The organism is Cronbergia sp. UHCC 0137 (assembly GCF_034932285.1).
Lineage (GTDB): Bacteria > Cyanobacteriota > Cyanobacteriia > Cyanobacteriales > Nostocaceae > Cronbergia.
The window spans coordinates 1-11367 of record NZ_JAYGHC010000020.1; the positions used below are offsets into that span (position 1 = coordinate 1).

Below are 11367 nucleotides of genomic sequence, written 5' to 3' on the forward strand. Positions count from 1 at the left end.
AGGAGCAGGGTTAGTAATTGCCGCCGTATTTCCGGGTACAACATCCGCAGCCTTAGTGACTATAGAGATAACAATGTGCTACCAAATCGGCAAAATCTACAGAGGAGATGATTATGAGTGGGGAGAAGCTGTTGCTGCCGCAGGTGTAGTAGGTTTAGCTGCTGTTCTAGGAAAGTTAGCTGCATTAGAAGCACTAAATTTAGTTCCATTTGCAGGTTGGGCAGCTAAAGCGCCAATAGCAGCAGGTATTATTAAAGGACTGGGAGAAGCAATTATCGCATTTTATGAACGAACAGATATGTAAAAGTTTTGTAGGGTGTGTTAGCGATCGCATAATGCACCTTTTTTATTTATTCGCGTGTTACGAAATATACCACGCTTTACATTTTGTATTTTTTTAGATTGAGCTATTTATATAATAAAATAGGGGTATACCTTCTTAAATAAAATTATGAGTAAAATACTACAACTTGATCCTATTGTCCAACAGTTAGACAGTCTTTCTCTAGAACAACTATTAGAAGTTAGAAAAATAGTTGATGCTTTAGTTACAGTTAAATTCTCGCATTTAGCCAAAATTGAGTTTCATGAAAGTACCAACCAGTTAATCGAACTAGAAAATAATAAAGATGATTCTGTAGAAAAAATACTAGAATTAGTAAACGAATGGATGTTGGATGAGTCAGGATATGACGAGAAAATATATCCTCAAATTCAAGCAGCTTTAAACCACAATCAGAAGTAAAATAATTATGAGATAATTAAACATATAATTGGAATAAAAAAGAGAATCAATTATGTTAATCAATATAATCAAAGAACATATTGAAATCACTTCTGGTATTTGTGGAGGAAAACCCCGCATTGCTGGACATCGTATTCGAGTTCAGGATATTGTGATTTGGTATGAACAAATGGGAATGTCTCCTGATGAAATTCTCTACCATCATCCTACTATTACCTTATCTGATATCTATGCTGCTGTAGAATACTATTATGATCATCAAGAAGAAATTAGACAGCAAATATCAGAATCAGAGACTTTAATCCAAGAAATACAAGCACAGACTCCTTCGATTCTCCAAGAAAAACTGAATAGACGTAATGACAGAGAGAATTAAATTCCATTTAGATGAAAATGTAAGTAATGCAGTTGCGTTAGGTTTGCGTCGTCGAGGAATCAATGTTACTACAACTTCAGAAGCCGGATTAATAGTCATTAAAAGCCCAAAAAGCAACAGTTAAAAATCAACTGAATAAACCAACAGAATCTCCTACATTAAGATGGATATTTCAATGCTTTCAAGGAATTCATCTTCTAATGATACAAGGATTTCAACGAGTTCTTAACTTAACGGAGTCGCATTGTCATATCTTGCAATTCCTACCTATTGCTTGTCAAAAGTACTATTTATTATCTTAGTTTTTCTCTCTAGTTTTACGATTTTATCGATGATCTTTTTGATAACTGATTGTATACCTTAAATTAAATATTGTTGTTGAAATAGCTTTTAACCCCCCATAAAAGCTTAACCTTTTTGCGTTCATAATTTTGTTGGCCATTGATACGTAATTGTTCAAACCATAAGTTTTGATTCACCGTCAATGTAGTTTGATTATGCTACAAGTAATAAGTGCGTTATTAATGGTGGATATTGTTGGGTTTCCTTGCGTTAAACCAACCTACAAATTACTACAAAATACTAATTTTTAATACTTTGATAAATTCTGTTCTCGCATCAATAATGGAAGGCATTAAAACACAAGTTGTCAATAAATCTATATCTAAATCTGGCAATAATTTACTTTGATTAATTTGCTCATAGTTATCTTTTCTGAGATGATATAAAAACAATTGGTTATTTTCCCAAAACCAAACTTCGGTAATATTAAACCTTTTGTATTTTTCTAGTTTATCAATACTGCCACTGGTAATATTAACCTCAATTGCTAAATCTGGATTTGCTTTTTTTTCTCCGATATAATAAGATTCGTCAGGTTCAAAGGAAGCACTTTTTTCTTTTGCACGACGAGTAGCACTACCTACTGGGATAAAGTTTATCCCTTTTTCAAAAAGATATGCTTCTATCAAAATAGCGATAATTTTCTTGATATTTTCGTGTTGTTCACCAAGTGTCATAAATTCAATGCACCCATCAAGATAAGTTATCCGCAAATTTCCTGCGTCTGCGGTTAAGGTTTCTATTATTTCAAATTCCTTCCAGGTGTAATGACCAGGTAGAAGAAATCGCTGTTCTGAAATTGCGGTAGTTTTGTCTAGGATTTGGATAGTCATAGTAGTTTTATGGTTATGACTTTAATCTTGATTATAACTCATGGTCAAAGATCCCGGACTTCTTTTCAAGATTTTTCTATCATATCTATAATCAATCTTATACTTCGGGGATCTAAATCAGGTCAGGAGACAATACTGTTCGGTTAGGCAAATTCGTGAACCGAAAACCCTTGTAGAGACGTTCCATGGAACGTCTCTACATTCCTTAACCGAAAAGTATTGGGTCAGGAGAATATTTCCAGGTGTATCTGTGATGGTTCTATTATCTTCTCTTATTTACATGATAGTTGGTGATGATTGGGTGAGATGCTGTGAACAGCTATAGGTTTTTTGAGTTGCAATTATAGTGTTATTAATATTGTTGGGTTGACGCAAGGAAACCCAACCTTGTATCTTAGAGGTATGTTAGAAGAAGTGGTAGACCGTCCCAACCTGGGTCAAAAAAGACCGTTTTGTAGCAAGGATCACCACAACAATCTCCATGACATTACTGCTTGTGTTCGTAAAATGTTAGTCATCTTAAATGCGATGATTCGGGATCATCTTCCTTGGTCTATGACTCACGACTCACAACCAATTTCTGCATAAAGTTTCACTATCGTTTTTATACCTCCAATCTTGTTTGGTAATTTATGGCAATCTATAATTTACCTATTTTATCTATCAAGACAGTTACTACAAAAACTCAGAACCGGCAAGTATTGACTTTCAACTCTATTCAAGTCAAAGATCCTAAAATCAGTTACAATCCCCTAAGTTGAATTGGGTGTGAAACAATGTTTACAGGGAAAAGCTGGAAAAATTTCACGGGAATCAAAGGAGTTTTCTCTAAGTTAGGAAAAGCCTTTACAGTAGGTATCGCACTCATACCAATCTTTGCAGGTAATTCTTCTGTTCAAGCTGCTGATACAGTGGTTGTGCGCTATGGTCTTTTAGAAGAAACTATCCCTTTGACAGAGTTACAAAATATTGCCAAAACTGGAGAATTTCCGGCTAGTTTAAGAAGTTACACTAAAAGATTATCGGAAAAACAACGTCGTTTTCTCCTACAGGTATTTAGCATCAGAATACCTATCAATGTTGTCACCCTGAGTAGGTTACTGAATACCCAAATTGGTAATACTATCCTCAATGATATCTCAACTGCTTTAGTTCGTAAAGATGACGCGGGAGTGCAAGCACTCAGAGGAGGTTTGATTTTAGCCGCTGCTAAACCTGAAGGTCTTTCTGTTGTCAGTTTTATTGATTCCTATCCAAGTAAACGCCTGGAAATTAATATTCCGCAAGCGTTAAAAGTTGCACGGAATCTAAATACTGATTTTTGGCGTACTCAACAGTTTCTATTTGCATTGGGACCCCGCTTAAACTCCAGAAAAGTTAAAAGTTTTTACTCTGTTGACCCTAACAAATTAGGAAATGCTACAGTTAAAGTGACTACTTTAATTTTAAATGATCAAAAGCGTGATACCTACGGTGGACAAAGCCAACGCAATATTCCCCTAGATATCTATTCGTCAAATTCTGCAACTCCAAACAAACCTCTAATTGTCTTCTCTCATGGCTTAGGTTCTGTTCGTACTGACTTGCGATATTTAGCAGAACATCTGGCCTCTCATGGTTATATTGTCGCAGCTTTAGAACATCCCGGTAGTAATGCGGCTTATGCTAAGTTAAGCGCTAAAAGCAAATATCCACTGTTAAACCCCCAAGAATTTCTAGAACGTCCGCGAGATGTTAGTTTTGTTTTAGATGAGTTAGAAAGGTTGAATAAAACAGCTAATAATCCTCTGCAAGGTAAACTAGCTACTAATAATGTAATGGTTGTCGGTTATTCTTTTGGTGGTGCGACAGCTTTAGCCCTGGGTGGTGGTGAATTACAATTAGAAAAACTCAAGGAACGTTGCAAAAGTAACCTGACTGGATTAAGTTTAGGAAGAACGGTTCAGTGTGTAGCCCAAGGATTACCAGAAAATAGTTATCAATTGCGAGATAGCAGAGTTAAACAAGTAGTGGTATTTAACCCGACAACTTCTTTATTGTTTGGTGAAACTGGTTTAAGTAAAGTCCAAGTTCCTACTTTAGTTCTTGCAAATTCAGCAGATAGAATTACGCCAGCTTTGCCAGAACAGATGATTGGATTTACTAAAATTCCCGTTCCTAAATGGTTAGTTGTGGCTATTGGTGCTACTCATTTAAGTGTACAAGATCCTAACATTATTGTCAAGCCAGAACAAAAATTAAATACACCTTTTTCTGGTGCGGAAGTAGTTGGTGAAAAAGCTGCTGATGTTCGGAAATTTGTCCAAGGGATTACTTTAGCAATGGCAGCAAGGTTAACTCCAGAACCGAACCAATATGCAGATATTCTCACTTCAAATTATGCCCAAAATGCCTCAACACAGATGTTTCCTTTTCGTCTGGTGACGGAGATTCCGTCTGAAGCTATGGGGTTAATTAAGAAATTTGAGGAAAAATAGGAAAATTAATAATTTTGTAGGGTGAGTCAGACGCGATAATTTAGAATGAAACAGATTTTTTCTATCTGACGCACCGCATTAATAAGAAATTCCAAAATCCTGATTTGTACATTGCTAATTCTAAATAACGTAAGTCGCTAGTTAGATGAAGTAAGGTGCGTCAGAAACTAAAAATTAGTGATTTTAACCCAAATTATTCTTTCTGACGCACCCTACAGACTACAAAATACGTTATTTATTTCGTGGTATCAGAAACCTTGAATTAATTAACCGCCAAAACCAGGAATTAACCGCTTTAAGGCACGACCGGCTACATCACCATATCGCAGTTCACCACATAGGATTTTCCCCATGAGTTGAGTACCAGAAGGACGTTTAAAACCAACTTTATAGCCAACTTTAGGAAAGCGATAAAATGCTCCGGCAATTTTTTGCGCCCAAGCCATATCACTACCCCATTGTTCATGTATGGCTTCTGTGTACTGTTCTAGGGCGTTGAGATTACCAGAAAGTGCGTCATTGATGGCTGTTGATGCTAGTAAGGCACTAAAAATAGAGGGACGAATACCTTCTGCTGTAATAGGGTCAACTACACAAGCTGCTTCTCCGGCTAAGATGGCGTTTTGGGTATGTAACTTTTGATTACCATCCCACAAACAAATCGGATGGTCGTATTGTTTGCTAGTTTTGACATCTATTTTAAAAGATTGGGCGTACTCATCTAAAATTTTCTTAAAGTCTTGCGGTTCACCACCGATAAAAGTAGCTATACCAATGGAATAACCGTCAGCTTTAGGAAAGTTCCAAATATAGCCGTTTTTAACTAAGCCAAATTCAAAATGAGCAGTATTTTGGTTCTCTAATTGGGTGCTAACTTCTGCTTCTAATGCTCCACCTAAACGGCGTTTACGGTCTTTGAAACCTAGCCATTTTGCCATTGGGCCTTTAGCACCGTCAGCAGCGATCAGGTAGCGACCTGTAAGGGGTCCATTTTTTGTGTTCACTTGCCAATGGTCGCTTTTAAATTCTATACCTGTGACTTCTGTATTATCTCGTAATTCCGCCCCTTTGTTTTGGGCTTGCTGGATGAGAAAATGGTCAAAAATTTCTCGCCGCACCATCCAAAATGGTTCTTTAATATCCATTTTCGCTTCTACTGGATCGTCTAATTTCCAAGTAAAGCGCAGGGAGTCTACTTTGCCGGAAATAGCGGGGCTAAAGTCGAAGTCAAACCATTGCGCGATCGCTGGTGACACACCACCGCCACAAGGCTTATATCTTGGCAAGGATTCTTTTTCTAAAACTAAGACTGAGCGACCCTGCTTGGCTAGGTGATATGCTGCTGTTCCACCTGCTGGGCCAGCACCGACGATGATGCAGTCGTACATAATGGCTAATTTTCTACTTCTGAATTAGTTAGTTTCCTAGTATATATAAGCATTCACTTTTTTTGGTAAATTTTTAGTGAAAAATAATTTAGTAATGATTTTATTTCACGCAGAGACGCAGAGGCGCAGAGAGTAAGAGTTTGGGAGATGGAATTTTTGACTTTCATACCTCAATTCAGCAACGCGGAAAAGCTATAATTCAAGCAAAAGCTATGGAAACAACCATGTCTTTGTTAACAACCCCTTCCCCAAGCCTATATGAAACCGACTACCTGCAATGGATAGAAACAACTGTGGCAAAATTACAAAGTCACGACTACGCAAATGTAGACTGGGCAAACCTGATTGAAGAAGTTGGGGACATGGGGAAGAGTGAGCGCAAAAGTTTCAAAAGTAATCTAATTGTGATTTTACTACATTTGCTCAAATGGCAATTTCAACCTGACAAGAGAAGTGGTAGCTGGGAAGGAAGTATAATTGAACATCGTAGACGTGTTCAAGAATCTCTCAAGGATTCTCCTAGTCTTAAACCTTATCTGGATAGCATTTTTGCAGAGTGTTATACACAAGCAGTTAAGCAAGCAAAAGCTGAAACTGGTTTACCAGTGGAGTTTTTTCCTGTGATTTGCCCATATCATTTAGGACAAGTAATAGAGGATGACTTTTTGCCTGAATAAAAGGGGGAACAGGTAGGGAGGCGATTAAGTTATTTCCTTGAGGAAATCAGCCGTTCTCCCCACCTATAAATTTTAAACAGTTGAGATGTCTTTTTCTTTTTCTGCCAGTAGTTCGTTGATTTTGGCAGTATATTTGTCTGTCAATTTTTGCAGTTTGTCTTGCTGATCTCTTGATTCATCTTCGGCAATTTCGGAATTTTTCTCTTGTTTGCGGATGGAATCAATGGCATCACGGCGGATATTGCGAATACCTACCCGACCTTCTTCTGCATATTTGGCAGCAAGTTTAGCTAGTTCTTTACGGCGATCGCTCGTTAATGGCGGTATATTTAAGCGAATCACAGAACCGTCGTTACTGGGGGTTAAACCCACATCTGACAAGGAAATTGCCTTTTCAACTATATTCAAACTACTTTTATCGTAGGGTTGAATCAAGATGGTTGAAGCATCTGGTGTGGTGATGTTTGCTAGGGATTTCAGGGGGGTGGGTGTGCCGTAATATTCCACCTGTACCTTATCTAGCAAACTCGCATTGGCGCGACCAGTGCGAATGGTGTTAAAAGCCCGTTGAGTTGCCTCAACAGTTTTTTGCATCGTACTATCAGCTTCAGCTAATTTCACAAGAACCTCCCACAATGGTGCCGATGGACTCTCCCAGGACTGCACGGTGGATATTACCTCGCACCGTTAAGTCAAATACAAGAATGGGGATATTATTTTCTTTACATAGCGCGATCGCTGTACTATCCATGACTCGTAAATCTTTAGCTAACACATGAGCGTAGGTTAGGGTATTGAACCGTTTGGCATCAGGATAAATCTTGGGGTCAGCGTCGTAAATTCCGTCTACTTTGGTGGCTTTAAAAATCACTTCGGCATCAATTTCTGCTGCCCTTAACGCCGCAGTGGTATCTGTGGTAAAGAAAGGATTTCCTGAACCAGCACCAAATATCACCACCCGTCCTTTTTCTAAATGACGGATAGCGCGACGACGAATGTAGGGTTCGGCTAATTCTTGCATAGCGATCGCAGTTTGTACCCGCGTCTGTATTCCCATGCGTTCTAGCGAGTCTTGTAGCGTCATGGCATTCATTACCGTGGCAATCATCCCTATATAGTCAGCAGTTGCCCTATCCATCCCCGCCGACGCTGCTTTCACGCCTCGAAAAATGTTGCCGCCGCCCACAACTATAGCGATTTGAACACCAGTGGCTACCACCTCTCCTACTTCCTCAGCTATTTCTTTGACCACTTCTGGATCAATCCCATAGCCCATGTTGCCCATTAAGGCTTCACCACTTAGTTTAAGTAAAACCCGTCGGTAATTCGTTCCCATGAAGTCACTTGTTAAGTAGCGATAATTAATATTTTCAAGTCATGAATTAACATTAATGCTCATTAAATGCCTAAATATAACATTTTGTCATTTTAAGCATTTATTATCAGTTTTTTTAGCTGATATTACTTTAATGCTCAATTAATGCCTATTAGAGTTTATCACCTAATCTAACAAATGCAGAAAATGAGATCAAGATGCTAGGTTACACTAGGTTAGAGAACAGCCTTTGCTTTGCAATCCTCATATTCTTCATGACAACTTCAATTAACGCATTTACCACAGCAAAAACCTGGAATTGGCAAAACTTCCCCATTTCTTACCATACACAAGGTAATAATGGACCCGCCGTCATCCTCGTACATGGCTTTGGAGCTTCGTCGTGGCACTGGCGAAAAAATATACCTGTACTAGGAGCTAATTGTCGAGTTTATGCCATTGATCTAATTGGCTTTGGGGCTTCAGCTAAACCAGAACCAGGTAAAGAAATTACTTACACCATCGAAACTTGGGGACAGCAAGTAGCAGACTTCTGTCGTGAAGTAGTAGGTGAACCAGCTTTTTTAGTTGGAAATTCTATTGGTTGTATAGTTGCTATGCAAGCGGCGGTAAGTAATCCTGATATTGCTTTAGGAGTTGCTTTACTTAACTGTTCTCTCCGTTTATTACATGATCGTAAACGTCTAACCCTACCTTGGACTAAGCGTTTTGGCGCACCCATACTTCAACGTCTTTTATCCATCAAGGGAGTCGGGAACTTCTTTTTCCGTCAACTAGCCCAACCAAAAACTGTACGGAAAATCCTCCTTCAAGCCTATGCTGACTCAGAGGCAGTTACAGAGGAATTGGTGGATATTTTAATGAAACCAGCTAAAGATCCTGGTGCGGCGGCTGTCTTTCTAGCTTTTACCGCCTATTCTAGTGGACCATTACCAGAAGATTTATTACCTATTTTACCTTGTCCAGCGATTATTTTATGGGGTACAGCAGACCCTTGGGAACCCATTGATTTAGGTAGAGAGTTAGCCAATTTTCCCCAAGTACAAAAATTTATTCCTTTAGAAGGTGTGGGACACTGCCCTCAAGATGAAGCACCTGATTTAGTCAATGCAATTTTACAAGATTGGATTAATGGTTAATAAATAAAGCTACCTTGTTCCGTAACCTTCAACATTAGTTCATAAAAAGAACGATAGCGATTAGCACCCGGAAGTTTATTGCCAAAGTGCCATGCTTCCCATTCACCATTCTCAAAAACAACATCAGGAATTAACAGAAAAATATCACCATCTCCGCTATCACTACTGATTTCTAAGGCAGTGGGTAAATACTCACGCCTTAAATAAATGCAATCTTGAGCTTCACCATAAACAAAATATTGATCATCCGGTACAGAAGGTACTTCATTAATATCTAATTGCCAAGCCAAGATCCAGTCTTCATTTCTTGTTGAAAACCATTCTATTTCTTCGGTTGACCAAAGCTGTAAATCAGTCCAATCTGAGTTACACCAACCATTAGAAACTTTCAGAAATTCTCGGTAAGATGGTGGAAATCTTTTTCCTAATCGGGTTTCAGCTAAAACAATTTGTTCTTCTGATGCGCTTGGATTGCCTAACCATTTAGATGCAACTATCTCTGGAGTTAATTCCCATCTGTCATATTCTCTACGTCCCTCAATCAGTTTGTAACTGAATTTTTTTAATAGATGTTCCCAATCGTAGTTGATCATGCCTTTTTCAAAATCTACTCATCACTGATCAAGAATATCATTTCTGTTTTTCTCCGTCTACCTATAGGACTCGTAAGAAACTAATGATTTGTTAGTAGGGTGCGTCAGACGGAATGATTTAGGCTGAAATGACTAATTTTAAGTTTCTGACGCACCTTATTTCATCTAACTAGCAACTTACATTACTAGGGTGCGTCAGATGAAAAAATATAGCTAATGCTGGTGAAATGATTGGGTCTAACGCACCGTAGAAGAAACGAAAAACCCCATTCCATATTTAGTAAAGTTTGTCAATGCGTAAGCCCTAGAAATATTTTTTATTCCCCAATTGAAAATTTTTGATATCTTAGACTGCTCATACTCGCTCAAAATATAATTAATTATTAATGAACGAGTTATGAGAGTCTTTTCCACCTCCGCTAATTATAAAACTGTAACGGAGAGATTGCCTAGTTCACGATCTTTGATGAGTTAGAAAAAGCAGCAGGGTCTAGGACGTGGGGGGAAGAAACCAAAGCCAGGTTTACCAAAGCCAAAGCCAGGTTTGCCAAAGCCAAAGCCGGGTCCGCCAAAACCAAAGCCAGGTCTGCCAAAACCAAAGCCAGGTCTACCAAAGCCAAAGCCAGGTCTACCAAAGCCAAAGCCGGGTCCGCCAAAACCACCTCTGCCAAAGCCAAATTGTCCACCAGATACAAGTTCCTGCTGCTCTGAAGATAACTCTTCAATCAAATCTGATTTGATGTTTTGATCTGACATGATTTTTAGCCTCAATTGGTATATAGGTAAGTAAAACTTATCTATACTCTTTTTATAAAGAATTTCTATTAAAATTAAATAATTCTTCGGTCATAATTATCATATAAACAATTATGTCTTTAGACACATAATATCATTTACTATTTTTCATTTAGATAAATCATTTTAATAAAAATATTGCCTGGTTTTATGAACTATTATTTATTATCCATAAATAACTCGGAACTAATCATCTAACTTATTAGGTAAACGGGGAGTGTGGAATTAGGCAATTTGGTATTTTATTCATTTATAGAATGGAATACTGTTAAGTTAAAAATAAAAAAGTTTGATCTGCGTGGGTTGGGGGCGTTTCCAGACTTGTGGCGAATGGCGTTTGAAGTAAGGAAACGCAACACAACATTTTCGAGATTTTGTTGGGTTACGCTATTGCTGAAACCAACCTACAATTTTTTTAACTTAACAGTATTGTTGTATCATGCCTAAATTGAGCTTGTAGACTACTGCAACTCTCTCAGAATTTGATCTATTTATTGTGAGTGAGTGATCTAAGTCTTATTTTTCCCCGTTAATTATAAATTATGGTACTAACTAATCGTTAAGCTTCTCTGATTTAGTAGCCACTAAAACAAGCGTCCAGGAAAACCTCCACGGGAACCGCCTGGGAATCCTCCACCCAAGCCACCGGGGAAGCCTCCACCAAAG

The 11367-nt window shown here is 38.2% G+C and carries 12 protein-coding genes and 3 pseudogenes; 9 read left to right on the plus strand and 6 right to left on the minus strand.

The features are described from left to right. From VB711_RS12080 to VB711_RS12100, 5 genes and pseudogenes are all read left to right on the plus strand, one after another. Positions 1 to 304, plus strand: a pseudogene (locus tag VB711_RS12080) (GTP-binding protein HSR1); the annotation flags it as partial. Between the two features lie 147 nt (positions 305 to 451). Next, positions 452 to 745: a hypothetical protein gene (locus VB711_RS12085; protein ID WP_323286282.1), complete on the plus strand. Its 294-nt coding sequence runs from the start codon at positions 452 to 454 to the stop codon at positions 743 to 745. A 52-nt stretch (positions 746 to 797) separates the two neighbouring features. After that, the gene (locus VB711_RS12090; protein WP_323286284.1) at positions 798 to 1121 is read left to right on the plus strand and encodes a DUF433 domain-containing protein; all 324 of its coding nucleotides are present in this window, start codon (positions 798 to 800) and stop codon (positions 1119 to 1121) included. After that, positions 1105 to 1245 carry a hypothetical protein gene (locus VB711_RS12095; RefSeq protein WP_323286286.1) on the plus strand — a complete coding sequence of 47 codons (141 nt, stop codon included), beginning with the start codon at positions 1105 to 1107 and terminating at the stop codon, positions 1243 to 1245. The genes VB711_RS12090 and VB711_RS12095 overlap by 17 nt, the downstream gene beginning before the upstream one ends. After that, positions 1217 to 1423, plus strand: a pseudogene (locus VB711_RS12100) (IS1634 family transposase); the annotation flags it as partial. The gene VB711_RS12095 and the pseudogene VB711_RS12100, both read left to right, overlap by 29 nt. 270 nt (positions 1424 to 1693) lie before the next feature. Here VB711_RS12100 and VB711_RS12105 read toward each other — a convergent pair. Beyond that, the gene (locus VB711_RS12105; protein WP_323286288.1) at positions 1694 to 2296 is read right to left on the minus strand and encodes a Uma2 family endonuclease; all 603 of its coding nucleotides are present in this window, start codon (positions 2294 to 2296) and stop codon (positions 1694 to 1696) included. Positions 2297 to 2782: 486 nt separating this feature from the next. Between VB711_RS12105 and VB711_RS26450 the strand changes: the two are divergent. Together VB711_RS26450 and VB711_RS12115 are read left to right on the plus strand one after the other, a co-directional pair. Then, positions 2783 to 2884, plus strand: a pseudogene (locus VB711_RS26450) (IS110 family transposase); the annotation flags it as partial. 188 nt (positions 2885 to 3072) lie between these two features. Then, on the plus strand, positions 3073 to 4773 hold the full coding sequence (locus tag VB711_RS12115; protein WP_323286291.1) for an alpha/beta hydrolase: 1701 nt from the start codon (positions 3073 to 3075) through the stop codon (positions 4771 to 4773). A 266-nt stretch (positions 4774 to 5039) separates the two neighbouring features. On the opposite strand, the gene VB711_RS12120 is transcribed toward VB711_RS12115, so the two are convergent. Next, on the minus strand, positions 5040 to 6161 hold the full coding sequence (locus VB711_RS12120) for a geranylgeranyl reductase family protein (RefSeq protein WP_323286293.1): 1122 nt from the start codon (positions 6159 to 6161) through the stop codon (positions 5040 to 5042). A 224-nt stretch (positions 6162 to 6385) separates the two neighbouring features. Between VB711_RS12120 and VB711_RS12125 the strand changes: the two genes are divergently transcribed. After that, positions 6386 to 6838, plus strand: a complete 453-nt coding sequence (locus VB711_RS12125; protein ID WP_323286400.1) for a DUF29 domain-containing protein — start codon at positions 6386 to 6388, stop codon at positions 6836 to 6838. 72 nt (positions 6839 to 6910) lie between these two features. Here VB711_RS12125 and frr read toward each other — a convergent pair whose 3' ends face one another. Then, positions 6911 to 7459, minus strand: coding sequence for a ribosome recycling factor (gene frr, locus VB711_RS12130; RefSeq protein WP_323286295.1), 549 nt, complete (start codon positions 7457 to 7459; stop codon positions 6911 to 6913). Beyond that, on the minus strand, positions 7446 to 8174 hold the full coding sequence (gene pyrH / locus VB711_RS12135) for a UMP kinase (protein ID WP_323286297.1): 729 nt from the start codon (positions 8172 to 8174) through the stop codon (positions 7446 to 7448). Before pyrH ends, frr begins: the two co-directional genes overlap by 14 nt. Positions 8175 to 8428: 254 nt before the next feature. On the opposite strand from pyrH, the gene VB711_RS12140 reads away from it, so the two are divergent. Further along, on the plus strand, positions 8429 to 9313 hold the full coding sequence (locus VB711_RS12140) for an alpha/beta fold hydrolase (RefSeq protein WP_323286299.1): 885 nt from the start codon (positions 8429 to 8431) through the stop codon (positions 9311 to 9313). Here VB711_RS12140 and VB711_RS12145 read toward each other — a convergent pair. Together VB711_RS12145 and VB711_RS12150 are read right to left on the minus strand one after the other, a co-directional pair. Then, on the minus strand, positions 9310 to 9906 hold the full coding sequence (locus VB711_RS12145) for an SMI1/KNR4 family protein (protein WP_323286301.1): 597 nt from the start codon (positions 9904 to 9906) through the stop codon (positions 9310 to 9312). The genes VB711_RS12140 and VB711_RS12145 overlap by 4 nt on opposite strands. Before the next feature lie 471 nt (positions 9907 to 10377). Then, the gene (locus VB711_RS12150; protein ID WP_323286304.1) at positions 10378 to 10662 is read right to left on the minus strand and encodes a hypothetical protein; all 285 of its coding nucleotides are present in this window, start codon (positions 10660 to 10662) and stop codon (positions 10378 to 10380) included. Positions 10663 to 11367 lie beyond the last annotated feature (705 nt).

What these genes read in the sequence shown, in the direction of transcription:
- VB711_RS12150 (WP_323286304.1), bottom strand. Translation starts at nt 10,662, where the DNA reads ATGTCAGATCAAAACATCAAATCAGATTTGATTGAAGAGTTATCTTCA.
- pyrH (WP_323286297.1), bottom strand. Translation starts at nt 8,174, where the DNA reads ATGGGAACGAATTACCGACGGGTTTTACTTAAACTAAGTGGTGAAGCC.
- VB711_RS12095 (WP_323286286.1), top strand. Translation starts at nt 1,105, where the DNA reads ATGACAGAGAGAATTAAATTCCATTTAGATGAAAATGTAAGTAATGCA.
- VB711_RS12145 (WP_323286301.1), bottom strand. Translation starts at nt 9,906, where the DNA reads ATGATCAACTACGATTGGGAACATCTATTAAAAAAATTCAGTTACAAA.
- VB711_RS12125 (WP_323286400.1), top strand. Translation starts at nt 6,386, where the DNA reads ATGTCTTTGTTAACAACCCCTTCCCCAAGCCTATATGAAACCGACTAC.
- VB711_RS12090 (WP_323286284.1), top strand. Translation starts at nt 798, where the DNA reads ATGTTAATCAATATAATCAAAGAACATATTGAAATCACTTCTGGTATT.
- VB711_RS12140 (WP_323286299.1), top strand. Translation starts at nt 8,429, where the DNA reads ATGACAACTTCAATTAACGCATTTACCACAGCAAAAACCTGGAATTGG.
- VB711_RS12115 (WP_323286291.1), top strand. Translation starts at nt 3,073, where the DNA reads ATGTTTACAGGGAAAAGCTGGAAAAATTTCACGGGAATCAAAGGAGTT.
- VB711_RS12085 (WP_323286282.1), top strand. Translation starts at nt 452, where the DNA reads ATGAGTAAAATACTACAACTTGATCCTATTGTCCAACAGTTAGACAGT.
- VB711_RS12120 (WP_323286293.1), bottom strand. Translation starts at nt 6,161, where the DNA reads ATGTACGACTGCATCATCGTCGGTGCTGGCCCAGCAGGTGGAACAGCA.
- VB711_RS12105 (WP_323286288.1), bottom strand. Translation starts at nt 2,296, where the DNA reads ATGACTATCCAAATCCTAGACAAAACTACCGCAATTTCAGAACAGCGA.